Origin of the sequence: Streptomyces sp. H39-S7 (genome assembly GCF_027158205.1) — a bacterium.
Classification (GTDB): Bacteria; Actinomycetota; Actinomycetes; order Streptomycetales; family Streptomycetaceae; genus Actinacidiphila.
In genome coordinates this window covers 26,747-49,116 of the sequence record NZ_JAPVLU010000004.1, presented here as the reverse complement: position 1 = coordinate 49,116, position 22,370 = coordinate 26,747, and the positions used below count along the sequence as shown (strand labels likewise).

Genomic DNA, 22,370 nt, shown 5'->3' with positions numbered 1-22,370 from the left:
AAGTGGAGCAGCCATGGACCGGACGGCAACTCACGTCCGGTCATGCGCATGCCGCGCAACACCTTTCCCATAATCCTCGGCAGCGTCAAGGTCATTCCAGCCGGAATGCCGGGATTAGGGTTGTTTGCCGGGCAGTTGTGTACATGGCTGTGACATAAAAGTGGCAACTGCCACCCATTGGGTGGCAGTTGCCGACAGAGATGGGCGCGCAGGAACTAGTCCTGGGAAGCCTTCTGCTGGCCCTTGCGCCAGCGGATGCCCGCCTCGATGAAGCCGTCAATGTCACCGTCGAGGGCTCCCTGCGGGTTGCCGACCTCGTAGTCGGTGCGCAGGTCCTTGACCATCTGGTACGGGTGCAGGACGTACGAACGCATCTGGCTGCCCCAGGAGTTCCCGCCGTCGCTCTTGCCGAGGGAGTCCATCAGCGCCTGCTCCTCCTGGCGGCGGCGCTCGAGGAGCTTGGCCTGGAGGACGTTCATGGCGCTGGCCTTGTTCTGGATCTGCGAGCGCTCGTTCTGGCAGGAGACCACGATGCCGGTGGGGATGTGGGTCAACCGCACCGCGGAGTCGGTGGTGTTGACGCCCTGGCCGCCGGGGCCGGAGGCGCGGTAGACGTCGACGCGCAGCTCCGACTCGTCGATCTCGAGGTGGTCGGTCTTCTCGACGACGGGGAGGACCTCGACGCCCGCGAAGGACGTCTGGCGGCGGCCCTGGTTGTCGAAGGGCGAGATCCGCACGAGGCGGTGGGTGCCCTGTTCGACGGAGAGGGTGCCGTACGCGTAGGGGGCCTTCACGGCGAAGGTGGTCGACTTGATGCCGGCCTCTTCGGCGTAGGAGGTCTCGTAGACCTCCGTCTGGTAGCCGTGCCGCTCGGCCCAGCGCAGGTACATGCGCTGGAGCTGCTCGGCGAAGTCGGCGGCGTCCACGCCACCGGCCTCCGCACGGATGTTGACCAGGGCCTCACGGGAGTCGTACTCACCCGAGAGGAGGGTGCGGACCTCGAGTTCGTCGAGCGCCTTCCGGACCGAGACCAGCTCTTCCTCGGCCTCGGCGAGGGCATCGGCGTCGCCCTCGTCCTCGGCGAGCTCGAACATCACCGACAGGTCGTCGATACGACTGCGGAGCTGCTCGGCCTTGCGCAGCTCGGCCTGGAGGTGCGAGAGCTTGCTCGTGATCTTCTGCGCCGCGTCCGGGTCGTCCCAGAGGGACGGCGCGGCGGCCTGCTCCTCGAGGACGACGATATCGGCCCGCATCGCGTCGAGGTCCAGGACGGCCTCGATCGACCCCATGGTCGAGGAGAGGGACTTCAGCTCTTCGGATACATCGACGACTGCCACGGGTCCAGAGTACCGGCTGGTCGAACGGGACGTTCTCGCCCGGTGGCGATCATCTGGCGGGAGGCTCCGCACGGGCCGCCGCGGAGACGCCTCTCAGACCTGCGCCGTCGCGCGGCTGAGGGCGCCGGCCGGCGTGCGGACGTACAGCTCCAGGACACGCCCCGACGACGTGACGGCAGCCGGGGTGGTGGCCGCGGTGGCGCCGGGCAGGGCGGCGACGGACCACTCCGCGCCGCCGGTGACGGGGCCCGCGGCCTGGGAGAGGCCGCCGGAGGAAGCGGGGGCGAAGGCGTAGACCCGGTCGCCGGAGGCCAGCGGTTCCGGACGGCCGGCGGCGTCCAGACCCCGCAGGACGACCGGGGGCCGCCAGGCGCCCCCCGAGTAGGGCAGGCGCAGCACGGCGCCGTCGGCCTTGCGGACGACGAACGCGTCCAGGGTCCCCTTGGCGCGGGAGACGAGGCCGGGGGCGGCGGTGATGCGGCCGGGGGTGGGGACCACCGACCAGGCGTTCCAGCGGGTGCCGACGAGGGAGGCGGTGACGAGCTCGCCGCCGGAGCGGCCGACGAGGTCGATCCGGCCGGGCTCGGAGGACGCGGCGGCCGGGGCGGCGTCGAACCGGGTCCGCTCGTCGACCTGGTACCACTGGTTCCAGGCTTTGCCGATCATGGTCCGCCGGTAGAGCAGGCCGTCCGTGCCGAGGGCGAACAGGTCCAGCCGGCCCGGCGAGGCCGAGACGACGGCCGGGTCGTCGGCGACTCCTATACCCGTCAGGTGCTGCCAGGCGCTGTAGTCGCCCGCGGCGCCCGCGCCACGGGTGACGTACCAGACGTCGTTGTCCTCGCCGCGGGCGAAGACGTACGTGGTCCCGGAGACGGTGATGGCGCGCGGGCCGCCGACCAGTTTCACGCGGGGCGCGGGGACCGCGCTGAACGCGGACCAGCGCGGCAGCTCGACCGGAGCGCCGACCGAGCCCTGCGGTGAGGCGGCGCCCGCGGTGGGCGCGGTGGGGTGCGTGGTGGGCGGGGCGGTGCTGGGGTGGTCGTTGTCCGCCGGGGCCTCCGACCCGGAGTCGCCGCCCAGCGAGGCGACGCCCCAGCCGCCCAGCCCCGCGACGACCAGCGCGGCGGCGGCCGCCGCGCCCACCCTCACCCGGCGGCGGCGCACGGCGTCGGAGACGGCACGGTGCCGCGGGCTCGCGGGTCGGCCGGCGGCCGCCCCCGCACCACCGGGACCGCCGCCGGAGCGGGCGCTCCGGCCGTACCCGGCCAGTTCCTCGGCGGTGGGCAGCTTGATGCTCGTGTGGGTGTCGCGGCTGGAGTCGGGGGCCGCGCCGCGCACCAGCGGCACGGCGCCGCGGTGGCTCGGCGGCTCGAAGAGCCCGATGTCCTGCTCGTACGGGGTGTCCTCGTCGGCGTCGGCCGGGTGCTCGTCCGGCGCGTCCACGTCGAGCGGCGGCAGACCGGCCAGCCGCGGCAGCTGGTCCCGCAGGCGTTCACCCAGCTCACCGGCGGTGAGCCGGGACGCGGGCGACTTGGCGAGGCACTGCGCGAGCAGCTGCCACAGTTCGTCGGGGATGTCCGGGAGCGGCGCGACGGTCTCGGTCACGTGGCGGCGCAGCACGGCGCCGGGGTGGCCGCCGCCGAACGGCGTGAAACCGGCCAGCAACTCGTAGAGCACGGTCGCCAGGGCGTAGATGTCGACACTCGCGCGCGGCGGGAGCCCCTCGATGATCTCGGGGGCGAGGTAGTCCGGGGTGCCGATGATGCGGGTGGCCCGGGTACGGCGCGGGGAGTCGACGAGGCGGGCGATGCCGAAGTCGGTGAGGAGCGCGGGCGGAGCGCCGCCGGGCCCGGTGGGGGCGGCGGAGTCGAGCAGCACGTTCTCGGGCTTGACGTCGCGGTGCACGACGCCGGCGGCGTGCGCGGCGGCGAGGCCGTCCGCGACGTCGGCGGCGATGGCGACGGCGGCCTCGGGGGCCAGCCGGCGCTCGCGCTCCAGGCGGGACCGCAGGTCGGTGCCCCGCACCAGGTCCATGACCAGTGCGAGGTCGGTGCCGTCCACGACGAGATCGCGGATGCCGACGATCTGCGGGTGGTCCAGCGAGAGCAGCGCGGTGCGCTCCTGCACGAAGCGGCCCACGAGGTCCTGGTCGGAGGCGAGGTCCTCGCGCAGCAGTTTGATGGCGACCGGACCCTCGGGGCCCTCACCCAGCCACACCGTGCCGGCGGATCCCCGCCCCAGCACCTGGTGGGCGGTGTACCGGCTGCCGATCTTCCTTGCCAAGGCCTGCTCCGACTCCTCCGACGGTCCGTCGCGCCGTATGCGGCGCTGTCGCGTTGGCGACAAAACTACGCGGCTCGGCGGCCGTTCGGGGGGCCGGTGTGCGGTGACGTGTGCTTCTGCAACGGAAATCACCCGCCAGGTGTCGACAAGTCGCCAGCATGGCACCTGCGATGGGTGTCGGGAGCGGACATGACGAGGCTCCACGCGGCGTACGCGGAAGGTCGGCGGCGGACGTGTTCGGGTCCGGATCCGGGTTCGGATCCGGGTCCGGGTCGAGGTACGCGGGGAACGCGGCCGGGGTCAGTTGGCCGACCCCGCCACCTCGTTGACCTTGTCCCAGGCGGTGCTGATCCAGCCCGTCGTGGTGTCCCAGAGGTTCTGGCCGCTGTCGACCCACTCCGGGAGCGGCGTGGTGTACCAGACCACAACGAAGATGACGATCAGCACGAGAATCGTCGTCAGACAGCCCTTGAGGCAGCCCAGGCCCGGGATCTTCATCGGGTTGGCGCCGCGCGGCCGCGGCTCGCGCCGGGGATCGGGCTCCGGCGGCCGCTGCGGCTCGTACCGCTGCGGCTGCGGCTGCTGATAGCGCGGCTGGACCTGCTGCTGGGGCTGTTGCGGCTGCTGGTACCGCGGCTGGGGCCTGGACGGCTGCTGCGGCGCGTAGGGCTGCTGGCCCTGCTGCTGATACTGCCCCTGGCCCTGCTGGTACTGGTTCCGACCCTGCTGGTTCTGACCCTGCTGGTCCTGCCGGCCCCGGTCCTGCTGCTGACCGCCGGGCTGCCGTCGCGGCCTGCGGCGCAGCGGGTCCTGCTCCGGGTCGAGGTACTGCAGCTCGGTCTGCTCGCCACGCTGGCGGGCCGCGTCGAGCTGGGACTGCCAGGGGTGCGGGCCCTGCTGGTCCGGCCGGCCCTGCGGCGGGCCGCCGGGCACCGGCGGCCTGACGCGGGTGCCGTCGGCGCCGGGCCCGGCCGGGCCGGTGAGCGGCAGTACGCCGGTCGCGCCGTTCGGGTCGTAGCGGTGCGAGGGCAGCACCTGGGTCGGGTCGGCGCTGCCGGGGACGGTGGTCGGCGCGAGGTCGGGGCTGAGCAGCGCGGCGACGCCGAGCGCCGCCTCCGCCTCGGCGGGAGTCGCGTGCACGCCGATCCCGGCGGCGGCCACGCGCAGCGCGCGGGCCAGGTTCTCGGCGCTGGGCCGCTCCTCCGGGTTCTTGCGCAGGCACCGCTCGATGACGGTCCACAGCGGTTCCGGCACGTTGCCGGGGCGCACCGGATCCTGGCTCAGGTGCGCGTGCAGCACCTCCAGCGCGTTGTCGCCGCGGAACGGCGCGCGACCGGTGACCAGCTCGTAGAGCAGGATGCCCGCGCCGTACAGGTCGACGGCGGACGTCTGCGGCTTGCCCTGCGCGGACTCCGGCGCGACGTAGGCCGGGGTGCCGACGAACTCGTGGGTGCGCGTGATGCCGGGCGAATCCGCCAGACGGGCGATGCCGAAGTCGGTGAGCATCGGGTGCATGTGCGCGCTGCCGTCGTCGCCGTAGGTGGTGGCGAGCAGCACGTTGGCGGGCTTGAGGTCGCGGTGGACCACGCCGTCGGCGTGGCTGGCGGCGAGCGCGTCGGCGACGGCGGCGGTCAGCAGGGCGGCGCCGACCGACGAGAACGGGCCGTTCTCGCGCAGGTACTGGTGCAGGTCCGGACCGTCGACCAGGTCCATCACCAGCGCGAGCAGATCGCCCTCGACCACGAGGTCCCTGACCCGCACGATGTGCGGGTGGCGCAGGCGTACGAGTACGGCGCGCTCGCGCAGGAAGCGCATCACGATGTCGGGGTCGCTCGCGAGCTCTTCCTTGAGCACCTTGATCGCGACGACGCCGTCCTCGTCGCGCACCTGGGCGCGCCAGACGGTCCCCGTGGCCCCGCGTCCGAGTACCTCCTCGAGGAGGTACTTGCTGCCTACCGGCCGCACGTCATGCACTCCCTGGTCTCGGTGGTGCTTCGTGGTACCCGGTGGAAGGAGTACCCGGTGGATCCCTGCTCCGCCGCGACCCGTCGGGCCCGACCGTGCCAACTGTAGTGCGGACAGCCCCGGCGGCCCGCTGCCTACCGCGTGCACCGAGGCGCGTGTGGCCGTGTGTGACCGCCGGTACGCACTGCGGAGCTCGGAAGTAGGACGCCGGCGACCGCCGCTTGGTTGCCCCGGAACAGCTCCTCATTGCGACAAGCAGCACCTTTACGGTCAGCAACTGATCATTCAAGATCACTACTGTCGGGACCGGGGGCGGGTTGTCGGTGGCAGGTGGGAGGATGCATCCCGTACGGGTGTGACGGGGCAACAGGGGCCCGCCCGCTCGTGCTTGTACGTGTCGACGCGCCCGTGCGCGGTGGGGAGTTTCCTGCCAGGCATCCGGGCAGAAGGGACCGCGGACGAGATGCAGATCCGGCTGACCGTCCTCGGGCCGCGCAGCGGCCGAGCGGGACGCACCTGCGACGTGCTGGTCACCGCGCCCGCGGGGACCGCGCTGAGCGCGGTTTCCGGAGCGCTCGCGTCCGGAGCCGGCGACGGCCGGCCCGCGCGCTCCTCCGGCTCTTCCGTCGCGCTCTACTCGGGCGCCGAGCGGCTCGACCCGGGTGCCCTGCTCGGCATGCCGCCCCTCGTGGACGGCGCCGTGCTCTCCCTGCACACCCCCGCCGAGCAGCACGCGGAGCCGCCGCCGGGCGCGTCCGTCCCGGCCCGGCTGTGCGTCATCGGCGGCCCGGACTCGGGCGGAGTCCATCTGCTGCAGGGTGGCCAGGTCAGGGTCGGCCGCTCCGCCGAGGCCGACGTCCCGCTGGACGACCCCGACGTCTCCCGGCTGCACTGCGCGGTCACCGTCGCCGCCGACGGCCGGGTCACCGTCGCCGACCTCGGCTCAACCAACGGCACCACCGTCGACGACCGCCCCGTCGGGGAGCGGCCGGTCGCGCTGCCGCCCGGCGCGCTGCTGCGGATCGGCGAATCCACCCTCCACGTGGAGCCCGGTCCGCGCGACGCCGCCGTCCCGGCGGCGCCCGACAGCGAGGGCCACCTGCGGGTCACCCTCCCCACCGGAAGCGCACCCGCGGCCGAACGGACCGGCGGCGGCCACGGCTCCGCCACGTACCCCGGCCCCCGCCCGGAGGCCGCCCCCGCGGGCCGCCCGGCTCCCGAGACGGCCCCCAGGCCGCCGCGGCCGCCCGCCCCGCCTGCCGCCCGGCCCTCGGGCCGGCTGGACACCCCCCGCAGCGGTTCGCACGGCTACGCGGATGACGGTGCCCCGGGGCCGGACGAGACCGCGACGTACGGCCGCGGCGAACGGCTGCGGCCGGACGACACGGTCCGCGTCCCCCGCCCGCCCCAGCCACAGCAACCGCCGCAGCCCGGCGGCGGGCGGGTCGCCGGGACCATAGGAGCGTGGGCACGGCGGCTGGCGGCCGGCCGGAGCGGCGGCGCGGCCCAGGGCGCGGACGGCGCCCGGCTCTCCGCCGAGTCGGCCGCGCTGCGCCGGCGCTGGCCCGATCCGGCGACCGTGCTGCTGACCGCGCTCGGCCCGGGGCACCGGCTGTGGGAGCGCGGGCCCGACCATCCGGACGCGCTGACCCTGCGGCTGGGCACCGCCGACCTGCCGTCGGAGGACGGCGCCGGCACCCTGCGCACCGTCCCCTTCACCGTCGACCTGCGCGATCCGCACACCTTCGCGCTCGGCCTCGCCGGCCCCCGGCCGCGGCTGGCCGGGCTGGCCCGCGCGGTGCTGGCGCAGGCCTGCGCGCTGCACGCCCCCAGCACGCTGGAGCTCGTCCTGATCAGTGCGGACCGCTCGCGCGGCGCCGAGCAGCGGGCCGACGAATGGTCCTGGCTCAACTGGCTGCCGCAGCTGCGTCCCGCGCACGGCCAGGACTGCCGGCTGCTGCTGGCCTTCGACCGCGAGCAGGCGGTGGCCCGGGTCTCGGAACTCGCCCGCCGCCTGGAGGAGGGGCCGCTGGGCTCCGGCTGGGCCGGGGCCGCGCCGGAGGCCGTGGCCGAGGCCGCCGCCGGGCGCGAGGGCCCGTTCACCCTGGTCGTCGTGGACGGCGACCCCGGTTCCGCGACGCTGCGCGACGCCCTCGACCGGATAGCGGCGGTCGGCCCCTCGGTCGGCGTGCACGTGCTGTGCCTGGCCGAGTCGCCGGACCGGCTCGCGACCGGGTGCGGCGCCGTCGCCCAGCTGTCCGGCGATGTGGCGACGACCCTGCGGATGGATCCGGACGGGCCGGCCCAGGTCGTCGTGGACGCGGTGTCCCCCGCGTGGGCCGAGCGCTTCGCGCGGGCGCTCGCGCCACTGCGGGAGACGGACACGGCCGCACCGCGCGCCCGCAACGCGCTTCCGCGCACCGTGCGGCTGCTGGACGCGCTGGATCTGGCGCTGGCCACCCCCGCCAAGATCACCGCCCGCTGGGACGGCTCCCCGGACGACACCGGCGCCCAGGAGGCCGGGCAGGACGGCGGGCCGGCCCTCACCGGCTACGCCCGAGCCGGGGGACGGGCCCTCGCGGTGCTGGGCTCGGGCTCCGGCGGCCGGGTCGTCGTGGACCTGGCGGCCGAGGGGCCGCATCTGATGGTGGGCGGCGCCGCCGGTTCGGGGAAGACCGAACTGCTGCGCTCGATCGCCTCCGCACTCGCCGCCGCCGAGCGGCCGGACCGGCTGGCGCTGGTCCTGGTCGACGGCGCGGGCACCGAGCGCGGCGAAGGCCTGCGCGCGGTCACCGACCTGCCGCACGTCTCGACGTACCTGGCGGCCTCCGACCCCACCCGCATGCGCGAGTTCGCCCAGGCGCTCGGCGCGGAGCTCAAGCGCCGCGAGGAGCTGCTGGGCGGCCAGGGCTTCGCGCAGTGGCACGCGGACCGGTTGGTGACCGTGCCCCGGCAGTCGGCGGTGCGGGGTGACGGTCCGCGCGGCGACGGCTCGCGGGGCGACGGCCGCAAGCCGTCCGAGCAGGGCGCGCTGCGCGTCCAGACCCGCAGCGACTCCACGCTCCCCCGGCTGGTGGTCGTGGTCGACGACTTCGACGCGCTGGTCGCCCCCGGGCTCGGCAGCCCCGGCCGCCCGGCGGCCGGTTCCGTCGTCCGGGCGCTGGAAGCGGTGGCCCGCGAGGGCGAACGGCTCGGCGTGCACCTGGTCGCGTCGACGGGGCGCCCGGAGCGCACCTCGGGGACCGAGGCGGACGAGCAGTCGCGGCTGCGGATCGCGCTGCGCACCGAGGATCCCGCCTCGGCCGCGCTGCTGGTCCATGTCGAGGACCCGGCGGGTCTCGACGAGGCGGTGCCCGGCCGCGGCTATCTGCGCCGTCCCGGCGGCGCGGTGGCGCCGTTCCAGGCGGGCCGGGTCAGCGGGCGCATCCCCCGTACGGCGACGCTGCGGCCCACGGTCGTGCCGCTGGAGTGGGAACGGATGGGCGACCCGCCGACCCGGCGCCCGCTGCGCGAGCTCGGCAACGGGCCGACGGATCTCGCGCTGCTCGCCAGCGCGCTGCAGCGGGCCGCCGAGTCCGCCGGGACGGGTCCGGCCCGGCCCCTGATGTGACGGATGCGCGACCGCCGGCGCCCGCGCGAACCGCGGGCTGAGCCGGTTCGCGCGGGGGCCCAGTTTTCGCGTTTTCAAACCCCTCTGACGCCGCATCACGTCAAGGTCACGATCAACCCCTATACCCCGCCCATGCCCTTGCGTCGCCGTTCCGCGCGGGCGTAGGACAGACGGACCGGACCGAGGGGATGAGCAGATGCGTACATTCAGCACGCGCGCGCACAACCACCAGGCACGAACCGCGCTGGCCGTCGTTGCGGCCGCCGCACTGGCGCTCACCGCGGCCGGCTGCGGCAGTGACGACAAGAAGGAGGCCGGGCCGTCGTCCGGCGCTCCGTCGGCGTCGTCGCCGGGGCTCCAGCTGCCGGATCTCAAGGGCCAGAAGCTCGAGGTGGCCGCGGTGTGGACCGGCGCCGAGCAGAAGAACTTCCGGAAGGTGCTGGACGAGTTCCAGAAGCGCACCGGCGCGACGGTCACGTTCGTCCCGACCGGGGACAGCACCTCCACCTTCCTGGGGACGAAGATCCAGGGCGGGGCGCCGCCGGACGTGGCGTTCCTGCCGCAGGTCGGCGTGCTGCACCAGTTCGCGGACAAGGGCTGGATCAAGCCGATCGGCCCCGAGGCCCAGGCTCAGCTGACGAAGAACTTCTCGAAGGGCTGGCAGGACCTCGGCGCCTACAAGGACAAGCAGTACGGGGTCTACGCCAAGGCCGCCAACAAGTCGCTGGTCTGGTACAACACGGCGGCCTTCCAGCAGGCGGGCGTCGCCGAGCCGAAGACCTGGGACGAGTTCCTCAAGGCCGCGGAGACCATCTTCGAGTCGGGCACGCCCCCGGTATCGGTCGGCGGCGCGGACGGCTGGACGCTGACCGACTGGTTCGAGAACGTCTACCTGAGCCAGGCGGGCCCCGAGAAGTACGACCAGCTCGCCCAGCACAAGATCAAGTGGACCGACCCGTCCGTCAAGGACGCGCTGACCACGCTCGCCGGGCTCTTCGGCAAGAAGGACCTGGTCGCGGGCGGCCCGACCGGCGCCCTGCAGACCGACTTCCCGAAGTCGATCTCCCAGACGTTCACCGGCACCCCGCCCGGCGCCGCGATGGTCTACGAGGGCGACTTCTCGGCCGCGGTGATCTCTTCCAGCACCAAGGCGAAGGTCGGCACCGACGCCAAGGTGTTCCCCTTCCCGGCCGTCGGCAGCGGCAAGGCGCCGGTGGTCAGCGGTGGTGACGTCGCGGTGGTCCTGAAGGACGGCAAGGGCGCCCAGGCGCTGCTGACCTTCCTGGCCTCGACCGACGCGGCGAAGGTGTGGGCGTCGTCCGGCGGCTACGTTTCGCCGAACAAGTCGCTGGACGTGTCGGCCTACCCGGACGAGGTCTCCCGGAAGATCGCGCAGGCGCTGATCTCGGCGGGCGACGACTTCCGCTTCGACATGTCCGACCAGGCGCCCGCCGCCTTCGGCGGCACCAAGGGCGAGGGCGAGTGGAAGGACCTGCAGGACTTCCTGGTGAAGCCCACCGACGTGGCGGGCGCCCAGGCCAAACTCGAAGCGGACGCCGCCAAGGCGTACAAGAACTGAGGCGCCGGTGGCCTCCACGGTGACCACGGGGGGCGCGGCCGCGGCCGGCCCACCCCCCGTGAAACGCAAGAGCCTGCTGGGCACCCGCCCCGCAGTGGCGATGGCCTTCCTGCTGCCCGCGCTGCTGCTGCTGGGCGCGCTGGTGGTGTACCCGATCGGGTACACCGTCCAGCGCAGCTTCTTCGACGCGGACAACTCCGCGTTCGTCGGCCTGAAGAACTTCGGCGAGGTCTTCACCGACCACGCCAACCTGACGGCCGTCAAGAACAACGCGATCTGGGTGATCGTCGCCCCGGTGGTGGCCACCGTGCTGGGCCTGATCTTCGCGGTGCTGACCGAGCGGGTCTCCTGGGGCACGGCCTTCAAGCTCGTCGTCTTCATGCCGATGGCGATCTCAATGCTGGCCGCGGGGATCATCTTCCGGCTGGTGTACGAGAACGACCCGGACCGCGGTGTCGCCAACGCCGTCGTGGTCGGGATCCACGACACGTTCGCCGAGGCGTCCGCCTATCCGGGTGCCAGACCGCGCCCGAACGCGGATCTGGCGCCGACGGCGGGCGGCTCGTTCACCAGCAAGGCGCCGGCGCAGCCGGGCACACCGGCGGCGCTGCCGCTGATCGGGATCCCGCAGAACAAGATCCCGGGCGGTGCGCACGACGCGAAGGCGGCCGCTCCCGCGGCGGACGGCGGGGTCTCGGGCACCGTGTGGCTGGACTTCAAGCCCGGTGGGGGCGGGAAGGCCGGCGAGATCGACGCCGGTGAGAAGGCGCTGCCCGGCGTCAAGGTCGAGGCGGTCAAGGACGGGAAGGTCGTCGCGTCGGCGAAGTCCGGCGACGACGGCACGTTCGCGCTGCCGGCCTCGGCGGCCGGCGCCAGTCTGCGGCTGCCCTCGTCCAACTTCGCCACCCAGTACAACGGGGTGGACTGGCTCGGTCCGAGCCTGGTCACACCGTCGATCATCGTCTCGTACATCTGGATGTGGGCGGGCTTCGCGATGGTGCTCATCGCGGCGGGCCTGGCGGGCGTGCCGCGTGAACTGCTGGAGCAGGCACGGGTGGACGGCGCGAACGAGTGGCAGGTGTTCCGGAAGATCACCGTGCCGCTGCTGGCGCCCGTGCTGGTGGTGGTCCTCATCACGCTGATGATCAACGTGCTGAAGATCTTCGACCTGGTCTACATCATCGCCCCCGGCGCCTCGCAGAACGACGCCAACGTGCTCGCCCTGCAGCTCTACCTGAAGTCCTTCGGCGGCGGCAACGACCAGGGCGTCGGCAGTGCGATCGGCGTCCTCCTGCTGCTGCTCGTCCTGCCCGTGATGATCTTCAATATCCGGCGGCTGCGCAGAGAGGCACGACGATGAGCGCGATCGCGGCGAAACTCGCCTCCTGGGTCAGCGGGGGCGCGGTGCGCGTCTTCCTCATCGTGGTCGCGCTCTTCTGGCTGCTGCCGACCATCGGCCTGCTGCTGTCCTCCCTGCGCGACCCCACGGACATCGCGGCGTCCGGCTGGTGGAAGGTGTTCAGCGCCCCCTCCGAGCTCACCGTCTCCAACTACAAGTCGCTGCTCAGCAACGACACCGTCGTCAACTCGCTGCTCAACACCATCCTGATCACCGTCCCCACCACCCTGCTCGTCGTCGTCATCGGCTCACTGGCCGGCTACGCCTTCGCGTGGATGGACTTCCGCGGCCGCGACTGGTGGTTCCTGGCCGTGGTGGGCCTGCTGGTGGTCCCGGTCCAGGTGGCGCTGATCCCGGTCGCCCAGCTCTTCGGGAAGATCGGCATCTTCGGCGACATCACCGGCGTCGTCCTCTTCCACACCGCCTTCGGCCTGCCGTTCGCGATCTTCCTGCTGCGGAACTTCTTCGCCGAGATCCCTCGCGAACTGCTGGAGGCGGCGCGGCTGGACGGAGCCGGCGAGCTGCGGCTCTTCACCACCGTGATCATGCCGCTGGGCGGCCCCGCCATCGCGTCGCTCGGGATCTTCCAGTTCCTCTGGGTGTGGAACGACATGCTGGTGGCGCTGATCTTCGCCGACAGCGGCTCGCAGCCGATCACCGTCGCCCTGCAGCAGCAGGTCAGGCAGTTCGGCAGCAACATCGACATCCTCGCGCCGGGCGCGTTCGTGTCCATGGTCATCCCGCTCGTGGTGTTCTTCGCCTTCCAGCGGCAGTTCGTCTCGGGGGTGATGGCCGGCGCCGTGAAGTAGTCGCGATCAAGCACACTCCACGAGCCGTAACCAGATCACTCCCCGCGACGTTGCGCCGCATATAACGGGCACAGGCCGCGTACGTCATTGTTCATCCGATAACCGAGCAATCCTCGTGTGTACGCGGGCGCCCGTCCACAGCGCCCGCGTCAACACCTGGATGCCCCTTGCCCCGGTTCAGCGTCATCGTGCCCGCCTACAAGGTTCAGGCCTATCTGCACGCCTGCCTGGAATCCGTAACGACCCAGTCCTTCACCGACTTCGAGCTGATCGTGGTGGACGACGGCTCGCCGGACGGCTGCGGCGAGATCATCGACGAGTTCGCCGACCGCGACCGCCGGATCACCGCCCTCCACCTCCCCGAGAACGTCGGCCCCGGCCACGCCCGCAACGCCGGGCTGTTCCGCGCCACCGGCGACTACCTGCTCTTCCTCGACGGTGACGACACCCTCGCCCCCGGCGCCCTGCTGGCGGTCGCGGACCGCCTCAAGGAGACCGGCGGTCCCGACCTCCTCGTCTTCGACTACGAGCGCACCTACTGGCACGGCGAGGCCCGGCGCAACCGGCTCGCCGGGCACCTGGGGCAGCACGGTCCCGAGACCTTCACCCTCGGCGACCGCCCCGAGCTGCTCGACCTCCTCACCGTCGTCTGGAACAAGGCCTACAGCCGGGAGTTCACCGAGCGGGCGGCCCTCACCTTCCCCGCCGGCTACTACGAGGCAACCGCCTGGACGTATCCGGCGCTGCTGGCCGCCGGCAGCGTCGCCGTCCTGGACCAGGTGTGCGTCCGCTACCGGCAGCGCCGCCGGGGCACCGTCCTCGGCACCACCAGCCGCCGGCACTTCGACATCTTCAAGCAGTACGACCGGGTCTTCGCCTTCCTCGACGGCAACCCCCGGCTGGAGCACTGGCGCCCGGCCCTCTTCCGGCGGATGCTCGACCACCTCACCACCGTCTACAACTCCCCCGACCGGCTGCCGCGTTCGTCACGCGCCGACTACTTCGCACGATGCCGCGCCTACTACCGCCGGCACCGCCCGCCGGCCTTCAGCGTCACCCCGTTCAGCCAGGCGGGGCTGCGCCACGCCCTGGTGCGCCTCGGGGCCCGCCGCTCCTTCCAGGCGCTCGGCGGCGTCCACCGCACCCGGCTGCGGGCGCAGGCCCGGCTCACCGCGCGGTACGGCCGGATCCGCGAGGCGGCACTGCGGCTGCACTACCGCCTGCAGCGGCGCCGCGCCCTCGACCAGGAACTGGCGGTCTTCTCCGCGTACGACAACCGCGGCTACGTCTGCAACCCGGCCGCCATCGAGGCCCGGCTGCGCGAGCTGGCGCCACACATCCGCACCGCCTGGGTCACCACCCCCGAACACGCCCCCACCCTGCCGCCGGGGGTACACCGCCTGCAGCCGGGCTCGGCCGCGTACTGGACGGCGATGGCGCGCGCCAAGTACCTCGTCACCAACGACGACCTGCACCCCCGCTACGCCAAGCGCGCCGGCCAGCTCACCCTCCAGACCCACCACGGCACCCCGCTCAAGCACATGGGCCTGGACCTCCGGGAGTTCCCTGCGGCCGCCAAGGCCACGGACTTCGCCCACGTCCTCGCCCAGGCGGACCTCTGGGACTACAACCTGTCCTCCAGCCGCCACTCCAGCCTCACCTGGGAGCGCGCCTACCCGTCCGGCTTCACCACCCTGGAGTACGGCCAGCCCCGCAACGACATCTACCTGCGGGCCACCCCCGACGACGTGCTGCGCGTCCGCGCCGAACTGGGCATCCCCCGCGACTCCACGGCCGTGCTCTACGCCCCCACCCACCGCGACTACCGCGCCGGCTTCCACGCCGACCTCGACGTGGAGCGGATCGCCCGCGAACTTGGCCCCGGATTCACGGTCCTGATGCGCACACATCACCTCTACGACACCGGCGCCCAGCACGCTGCCGGACAGTCGGCCTTCCTCGATGTGTCCCGGCACCCGTCCGTCGAGCGGCTCTGCCTGGCCTCGGACGTACTGCTGACCGACTATTCGTCGCTGATGTTCGACTACGCCAACCTCGACCGGCCCATCGTCATCCACGCCGAGGACTGGGAGGTCTACCGTGCCTCGCGCGGAGCCTACTTCGACATCACCGCGCACCCGCCCGGCCTCCTCGCGCGCAGCGAGGACGAGTTGATCGACATCCTCGCGACCGACGCCTGGCGCGGGCCCCGCTCGGCCCAGCTGCGCGCCGCGTTCCGCGAACGCTTCTGCCCGTACGACGACGGATACGCCGCCGAGCGCGTCGTCCGCCGGCTCTTCCTGGAGAACCGCGGGGACACCCTGCCGTCGGTGATCCCGCCCCAGGACCGCCGCCCGGTGTCCGCCCCCGGCCAGGGGCGCGCGCTGTCCGGCCGCCCGCACACCGGAACCCTCTCCCCCTCACTCACGCCCAGCTGAACGGAACACCCCCATGACCGTCGAGCAACTCCCCGCCCCCACCGAACCGGTGGAGGTACTCCCCGCCCCCACCGCACTGGCCGAGGTGAAGGGCTGGTTCTTCCCGGCCGACCAGCTGCTCTTCGACTGGCTCCTCAGCCGGCAGCAGACGCTCACCGAGCCCGGCGACCTGCTCGAAGTGGGGGTGTACATGGGCAAGAGCGCCATCTTCACGGGCTCCTACCGACGCGAGAACGAACGCTTCACGGTCTGCGACCTGTTCGACGCGCCCGCCGAGGACACCGCCAACAGCGCCGAGATGGCCAGGTCGTACTCCACGCTCACCCGGCGGGCGTTCGAGGCGAACTACCTCTCCTTCCACGACGAGCTGCCGACGGTCGTCCAGGGCCTGTCCTCGGTGGTGCCCGACCATGTCACCGCCGACAGCTGCCGGTTCGTCCACATCGACGCCTCGCACCTCTACGAGCACGTCCACGCGGACATCACCGACGCCCGCGACCTGCTCAAGGCGCACGGCGTGGTCGTCCTCGACGACTTCCGCGCCGAGCACTGCCCCGGCGTCGCCGCCGCGGCCTGGCAGGCCGTGACCACCGGCGGACTGCACGTCATCTGCATCACCGACCGCAAGCTCTACGGCACCTGGGGCGACCCGGCAGCCGTGCGCGCCGAGCTGCTGACCTGGCTGGAGGCGCGCGAGGACCTCTGGCACGAGGTGCAGACCGTCGCGGGCGAACCGCTGATCCGCATCAGCGGCCGCAAGGCGTCCCTGCCGCCCCAGCCGGTCTCCCGCCACGAGGCTGCCGCCGCCCTCCCGGCCGAGGTGGAGACCCCGGCCCCGGCGCCGCCCGCGGCACCCGCCCCGGCGAAGCGCCGCCGCTCCCCGCTGCGGCGGTTCGCGGTGAACGTCCTGCCGCCGTTCATCACGAAGGCACTGCGCCGCGGCTGACAGGCAACACCGCTTTACAGGCGACTACGTTGGGCGATCGAGCGGCTACCCTAGGTCATCCCATCGTTTCGCCGGGTCGTACAGGCAGGGCGAACGGAGGGGACGGGCTCGCAGCCGTAGGGGTCCGAAATGCTGCCGTGTATTTGTGAGCCGCCAGGCTCGTAAATATACGATTTCGGACCCCTGCGGCGGAGAGCCCGGCCCCGGCCCCCGCACCCCGCCAGGAAAGGCCCGAGCCTCCGTATGACGCCCCGACTGACCGTCGTCGTCCCCGTCCACAACGTCGAGCAGTACCTGGAGGAATGCCTCCGGTCGGTCGCGGAGCAGACGCTGGACGCCCTCGATGTGGTGATGGTCGACGACGGCCCCGCGGACCGCACCCCGGAGACCGCGCGGCGGTTCGCCGAGAACGACCGGCGCTTCCGCCTGGTGCGAGCCGCACGACCGGACACCCGGGGCCTCGGTCACGCCCGCAACACGGGAGCCGGGCACGCGGACCCCCGCACCACGTACCTGACGTTCCTCGACGGTACGGAAACCCTCCCCCCACGCTGGTACGAGAAGCTGGTGAAGCGGCTGGACCGCTCGGGCGCGGACCTGGCGACCGCCTTCCGAGCCGCCGGCACCGGCACCGGCACCGGCACACCGCTGCTGGCCGACCGTTCGGCGACGAACAAGGTGTTCCGCCGCGCCTTCTGGGACCGCCACGCCCTCGCCTTCCCCGAAGACGTCCGCCACGAGGACAGCGCGGTCACGATCCGCGCGCACGTCCTCGCCGAAGCGGTCGACGTGCACGACCCCCAAGGCGACCGGCACGACCCCCAGGGCAACCGGCACGACCCCCACCCCCGCCCGGCCCCCCGCCGCACCGACGTCCAGGATCTCCGGGACCGCTTCGCGGCCGTGGACGGCATCAGCCGCTTCCTCGACGCCTCGGCCCAGGCACAACCGCTCAAGAGGACGTACGACCGTTCCGTCCTCTCCGAGGACCTGTCCGAGTGCGCCGGAAGGCTGCCGGCGGCGGGCCCCGAGTACCGCGAGGCCTTCATGGACCGCGCCCGGGACTTCCTCACCCGCGTCGACCCCGCGCTGCACGGCGAACTCCCGGTGGGACTCCGGATCAGGTGCCACCTCATCCGCGAGGGCCGGCTCGACGACCTGCTCGCCGTGCTGGCGCACGAGGACCGCAACCACGGCGGCTTCACGGTCGCGGGCCCCCCGTTCCCGCTGCGCAGGCGCGCCGAGGTCCCCGACGGCACGGGCGCCGGTGGTGGCACGATCCGGCTGCCGCACGACGTGGCCGCGCTGTCCGCGGCCGACCTCCCCGTACGGTCCGGCCTCCTCGAAACGCGCTGGCAGGACGGGAAGCTCGTCCTCAGGGGCTACGCGTACATCCGGAATCTCGACGCCTCCACCCGGCGCCGGTCCCTGAAGACCGCGGTCCTGACCTCGGGCCGGCGCAGGCTCCTGCTCCCGCTGCGTACCGTGCCGGCCCCGGAGGCCACGGACGCCTCGCGGCAGGAGCAGCACTGCTACGACTGGTCGGGCTTCGAGATCACCGTCGATCCGAAGCGGCTGCGCCGCGGCGGGCGGTGGAGCGCGGGCCAGTGGCGGCTCGGGGTCACCGTGGCGACCTCCGGCATCGTCAGGACCACCGAGGTGCACGCCGGGGACACCGACCGGCCTGTCTGGCCGCCGCCGCACCCGCTGGACGAGGGCATGCGCCTCGTCCCGTCCTTCGAGGCGGGCCGCCTGCGGTTGTCCGTCGAGCCGGTCGATGTGCGGCTCACCGGCCACCGGGCGCTGGACGACGACACCGTCGAACTGCTCACCGTCAACAGCGGCAAGGACCAGCCGCGCACCCTGCGGCTGACCCACCGCGCCTCCGGAACGTTCCTCGAGTACCCCGCCGTCTGCCGCCCGGCCGGCTCCACCGGCAGGCCCGGCAGCGTCGTCACCACCCGGTTCTCCCTCGCCGGCCTGGCGAGCGCCCGCGCGGCCTTCGGGACCGCTGCCGCCGAGGACGGCGTGACCTGGGACGTCGCCTTCACGCTGACCGACGGATCGACACGCATCGCCGTCGATCCGTCCGCGCCGCAGGGCCGTTATGCCGGCGGGCTCCGCCGTGAGCTGGTCCTCGGGGCCACGCCGGCCGGCGACCTGGAACTGCGGGACCGTACGCCCCGGCCGGTGGCCGACCACGTAGGAGTGCCGGCGGACGGCTCGCTGCTCATCGAGGGCGAGCTGCCGGCCATGGCCTCCGGGGGCGCCGAGCTGGTGCTGCGGCACGGCACGCACCGGGCAGAGGCCGTCTTCCCGGTCACGGTCACGCCGGACGGCGACCGCTTCAGCGTGACCGTCCGCCCGGCGGAAGCCGCGCCGGCCGAGGGCCGCTGGCACCTCCACCTCCGCACGAGCACAAGCACGGACACCGACACCGACACCGGCACCACCGGGGGCACCGGCACCACCGAGACCCCCCTCCACGTAGCCCCCTCCGCCTTCCCCGCTCTCCCCCTCACCCTCTCCCTCGCCGGCGGCGACCTCGTGCTGGACCGGCGCTGCCACGACCTGCTGGTCCTGGACGCCGGTCCCGCCGTGGCGCCGGAGGACCGCGGCCCTTACCGCGGGCGGCTGCTGCGTGAGCGGCACTACCCGCGGGCCCGCGCCCGCGGGCTGCGCGACGCCGTCCTCTACAGCAGCTTCGAGGGCCGCCAGTACTCGGACTCGCCGCGCGCCGTGCACGAGGAGCTGGTGCGCCGGGAGGCCGCCCTGGAGCACCTGTGGGTGGTCCGCGACGCCCGGGTGCAGCTGCCGCCGACGGCGCGCGCCGTCATCCACGGCAGCGCGGCGTGGCACGAGGCGCTCGCCCGCAGCCGCCACCTCGTCACCAACAGCCACCTGCCCGCCTGGTTCGAGCGGCGCGAGGGCCAGCGGGTCGTCCAGACGTGGCACGGCACGCCCCTCAAGCGCATCGGGCACGACCTGGCCGGCACGCTGTGCGCCGACCTCGCCCACCTGTGGCCGCAGCCCCGGCGCGGTCACCAGTGGGACGTGCTGATCTCCCCGAACCCGTACAGCACCCCGCTGCTGCGGCGGGCGCTCGGCTACGAAGGCGAGATCGTCGAGACCGGGCTGCCGCGCAACGATCTGCTCTTCTCCGTCGACCGCGACAAGCTGGCCGAGGAGGTCCGTAACCGGCTCTGCCTGCCGGCGGGCAAGCGGGTCGTCCTGTACGCCCCGACGCAGCGTGACGACCGGGCGTACGACGCCCGGCACTACCGGCTGGACCTGGCCCTGGACCTGGCCGCCGCCGAGTCGGCGCTCGCCGCCGACCACGTGCTGCTGGTTCGCGCCCACCCGCTGGTCGCGGACCGGGTGCCGGCCGGCGCCGGGGGGTTCGTCCGCGACGTGTCCGGCTACCCGGAGCTCGCTGAGCTGCTGCTGATCGCGGACGTACTCGTCACCGACTATTCGTCGGTGATGACGGACTTCGCGAACACCGGGCGCCCCATGCTGTTCCTCACGCCGGACCTGGACCACTACCGGGACACCGGCCGCGGCTTCTACCTCGATCTCGAGGCACAGGCGCCCGGCCCGCTCCTGCGCGGCACCGACGACCTGATCGGCGCACTGCGGGATCTGGACTCCGTCACCCGCGCGAGTGCGGAGAACTACGCCCGTTTCCACACCGCCTTCTGTCCCCTGGACGACGGCGCCGCCGCCTCCCGGGTCGCTGACCTGCTGCTTTCCGATCATGGCTGAGAGGCGGTGTTTCGCTCTGCCCATCGGCCCTGGTATTTGCGTTCTTCGCGCTGCTAGCGTTCACAAACACCGCCCAGCGCTCCTTCCGTTCATCCCAGAGAAAGCTACTCCGGCTGATGTCCGACACCTCGCAGGACCGTAAGAGCACCGCTGACGCCAACTACACCGAGCGTCTGGCGACCCTGGAGAAGGCCGGTATCAAGCGGCTGCTTCCCACGCAGGCCCCGTACCGCTGGAACCTGCGCCGCCTGAAGCTGGGCAGGGTGCTCGACATCGGCTGCGGACTGGGCCGGAACCTGCAGAACTGCGGTCCCGACAGCGTGGGCGTCGACCACAACCCGACGTCGGTGGCGACCGCCCGTGAGCGCGGGCTGACCGCGTACACCCCGGAGGAGCTGGCCAAGGCGGCGGACTGCGGACCGGGCTCCTTCGACAGCCTGCTGTGCGCGCACGTGCTGGAGCACCTGGACGAGGACGTCGCGAAGGGCCTGCTCGCCCAGTACCTGCCGTACCTGAAGCCCGGCGGCTCGGTGGTCCTCATCACCCCGCAGGAGGCCGGATACCGCACGGACGCCACGCATGTGCGCTTCGTCGGTTTCGAGGAACTGCGGGCCTACGCCGACGAGGCGGGGCTGACCACGCGGCGCACCTACTCCTTCCCGTTCCCCCGCGCCGCCGGGAAGGTCTTCCCCTACAACGAGTTCGTCCTGGTCTCCTCGGCCCCGACGGCCTGACCGCCGGGCCTCCGCGCCCCCGGCCTCCACGCCCCCGTCCACCCGGTCCGCCGGGAAGGCGGGGGCGCCGTTCGTTCGCCCCGCGCGCACAACCCGCCAAGGACCCCCGCATGGCCGGATACCCGTGCCAGGCACAGGAGTTCGGACCGGTAGCATCGTTCCTCGATCGCCGATCGGGGGTGCCGGACATCGCCAGCAACGACAGCGCCTGCGGCGACGTCCCCGGCGCGCTGGGCGCGCTGCGGCCGGAGGATCCCCGGGAGATCGCCGGGTACCGGCTGCTCGCCAGGATCGGCGAAGGCGGCCTGGGCGCGGTCTACCTGTCGCACGCTCCGAGCGGGCAGCCCGTGGCCCTGAAGGTGGTGCGCCGGGAGTACGCGCGTGACAGGGACTTCCGCCGGTGTTTCCAGTCGGACGTGCGGGCCGCGCGGGATGTGCGGGGCTACCACGTCGTGCCGGTCGTGGGCCATGACGCCACCGGGGACCGGCCGTGGCTGGCCGCCGCCTACATACCCGGCCTCTCCCTCGACGACGCGCTCACCGCCTTCGGGCCGCTGCCGCCCGCCTCGGTCCTGCAGCTGACCGGCTGCGTGGCCGGGGGGCTGCGCGCGGTGCACAACTGCGGGATCGTCCACCGTGATCTCCGGCCCGGCAACGTCCTGCTCAGCGACGACGGCCCCTGGCTGGCCGACTTCGGCCTGGCGGGGGCCGCCCAGTCCATGCGGCTGACGCGTGGCACGGGCCTCATCGCGGCCCCGCAGTACATGTCGCCCGAGCACGCCAACGGGGACGCCCTCACCCCCGCGACCGATGTCTTCTCGCTCGGTCTGATCGCCGCCGTCGCCGCGACCGGTCGCCATCCGTACGGCGACGGCGGCCCCGGCGGCCCCGTCAGCCTCGCCACCCGGATCGCCAACACCGCCCGGCGGCCGCCGGACCTGTCCGGCTACCCGGACCTGCTGCGGCCGGTCCTGGAGCGCTGCCTGACCGCCGATCCCGCCGACCGGCCCGCGCCGGCCGAGCTGGCCGAGCTGTGCGAACGGGCCGTCCGGCGTCCGCTGCGCGATTTCACCGACTGGCTGCCGGAGCCGCTGACCGCGGAGATAGCGCGGCGCACCGCCGCGGCCGAGCGGCCGCCCGCCCCGGAGCCCCTGATTCCCGACGCCCCCTCGGCGGGCTCCGGCTCCGGGGACCCGCCGGGCAACCTCTTCGGGCCGGTCGTCGCCACGTGGTCCAACTGGGGCACCGCGACCCCCGAGATCGCGCCGGTGGGCGGCACGTACCGCCAGCAGACGCTGCTCGCGATCGCCGCCAGCGTGGTCGCGCTGCTCCTCGCGGTGACCCTGACCTTCGCCTTCGTACGGAACAGCGGCCACGACCCGGCGCCGGCCACCCCCTCCCCCGCGCCCAGCACTTCGGGGCGGGCGTCGCCGAGCCCCTCCGCGCCGGCGGCCACCCGCTGACGCCTCGCCGACGACACGACGCCGGCCGGACCCCTTGCGGCG

Annotated in this window: 11 protein-coding genes and 1 pseudogene; 9 read left to right on the top strand and 3 right to left on the bottom strand. The window is 73.2% G+C overall.

What is annotated here, in order from left to right; translation table 11 throughout:
- Positions 1-215: 215 nt before the first annotated feature.
- From prfB to O3X23_RS05110, 3 genes and pseudogenes are all read right to left on the bottom strand, one after another.
- A complete protein-coding gene (gene prfB / locus O3X23_RS05120) occupies positions 216-1,337 on the bottom strand; it encodes a peptide chain release factor 2 (protein ID WP_269269907.1) in 1,122 nt (373 codons plus the stop codon).
- Positions 1,338-2,354: 1,017 nt separating this feature from the next.
- Positions 2,355-3,620: pseudogene (locus O3X23_RS43915) on the bottom strand (serine/threonine-protein kinase); the annotation flags it as partial.
- A gap of 300 nt (positions 3,621-3,920) precedes the next feature.
- Positions 3,921-5,585 (bottom strand): serine/threonine-protein kinase, encoded by a 1,665-nt coding sequence (locus O3X23_RS05110; protein WP_269269905.1) that lies wholly within the window; start codon positions 5,583-5,585, stop codon positions 3,921-3,923.
- A gap of 463 nt (positions 5,586-6,048) precedes the next feature.
- Between O3X23_RS05110 and O3X23_RS05105 the strand changes: the two genes are divergently transcribed.
- From O3X23_RS05105 to O3X23_RS05065, 9 genes are all read left to right on the top strand, one after another.
- Positions 6,049-9,195 carry an FtsK/SpoIIIE domain-containing protein gene (locus O3X23_RS05105; protein ID WP_269269903.1) on the top strand — a complete coding sequence of 1,049 codons (3,147 nt, stop codon included), beginning with the start codon at positions 6,049-6,051 and terminating at the stop codon, positions 9,193-9,195.
- A gap of 196 nt (positions 9,196-9,391) precedes the next feature.
- Entirely contained in the window at positions 9,392-10,774 is a 1,383-nt protein-coding gene (locus tag O3X23_RS05100; RefSeq protein WP_269269902.1) for an ABC transporter substrate-binding protein, read from the top strand.
- Between the two features lie 73 nt (positions 10,775-10,847).
- The gene (locus O3X23_RS05095; protein WP_443047776.1) at positions 10,848-12,134 is read left to right on the top strand and encodes a carbohydrate ABC transporter permease; all 1,287 of its coding nucleotides are present in this window, start codon (positions 10,848-10,850) and stop codon (positions 12,132-12,134) included.
- A complete protein-coding gene (locus O3X23_RS05090) occupies positions 12,131-12,982 on the top strand; it encodes a carbohydrate ABC transporter permease (protein ID WP_269269901.1) in 852 nt (283 codons plus the stop codon). Before O3X23_RS05095 ends, O3X23_RS05090 begins: the two co-directional genes overlap by 4 nt.
- Positions 12,983-13,149: 167 nt before the next feature.
- Positions 13,150-15,420, top strand: coding sequence for a bifunctional glycosyltransferase/CDP-glycerol:glycerophosphate glycerophosphotransferase (locus tag O3X23_RS05085; RefSeq protein WP_269269900.1), 2,271 nt, complete (start codon positions 13,150-13,152; stop codon positions 15,418-15,420).
- Positions 15,421-15,433: 13 nt separating this feature from the next.
- Complete coding sequence (locus O3X23_RS05080; RefSeq protein WP_269269899.1) at positions 15,434-16,366, top strand: class I SAM-dependent methyltransferase; 933 nt, start codon at positions 15,434-15,436, stop codon at positions 16,364-16,366.
- A gap of 243 nt (positions 16,367-16,609) precedes the next feature.
- Complete coding sequence (locus tag O3X23_RS05075) at positions 16,610-20,131, top strand: bifunctional glycosyltransferase/CDP-glycerol:glycerophosphate glycerophosphotransferase (protein ID WP_269269898.1); 3,522 nt, start codon at positions 16,610-16,612, stop codon at positions 20,129-20,131.
- A 116-nt stretch (positions 20,132-20,247) separates the two neighbouring features.
- Positions 20,248-20,865 (top strand): class I SAM-dependent methyltransferase, encoded by a 618-nt coding sequence (locus O3X23_RS05070; protein WP_269269897.1) that lies wholly within the window; start codon positions 20,248-20,250, stop codon positions 20,863-20,865.
- A gap of 110 nt (positions 20,866-20,975) precedes the next feature.
- Positions 20,976-22,328 (top strand): serine/threonine-protein kinase, encoded by a 1,353-nt coding sequence (locus tag O3X23_RS05065; RefSeq protein ID WP_269269896.1) that lies wholly within the window; start codon positions 20,976-20,978, stop codon positions 22,326-22,328.
- Positions 22,329-22,370 lie beyond the last annotated feature (42 nt).

Bases quoted from the DNA above. Each gene is read 5' to 3' on its own strand.
- O3X23_RS05090 (WP_269269901.1), top strand. From the start codon at position 12,131: ATGAGCGCGATCGCGGCGAAACTCGCCTCCTGGGTCAGCGGGGGCGCG.
- O3X23_RS05065 (WP_269269896.1), top strand. From the start codon at position 20,976: ATGGCCGGATACCCGTGCCAGGCACAGGAGTTCGGACCGGTAGCATCG.
- O3X23_RS05080 (WP_269269899.1), top strand. From the start codon at position 15,434: ATGACCGTCGAGCAACTCCCCGCCCCCACCGAACCGGTGGAGGTACTC.
- O3X23_RS05070 (WP_269269897.1), top strand. From the start codon at position 20,248: ATGTCCGACACCTCGCAGGACCGTAAGAGCACCGCTGACGCCAACTAC.
- O3X23_RS05075 (WP_269269898.1), top strand. From the start codon at position 16,610: ATGACGCCCCGACTGACCGTCGTCGTCCCCGTCCACAACGTCGAGCAG.
- O3X23_RS05100 (WP_269269902.1), top strand. From the start codon at position 9,392: ATGCGTACATTCAGCACGCGCGCGCACAACCACCAGGCACGAACCGCG.
- O3X23_RS05105 (WP_269269903.1), top strand. From the start codon at position 6,049: ATGCAGATCCGGCTGACCGTCCTCGGGCCGCGCAGCGGCCGAGCGGGA.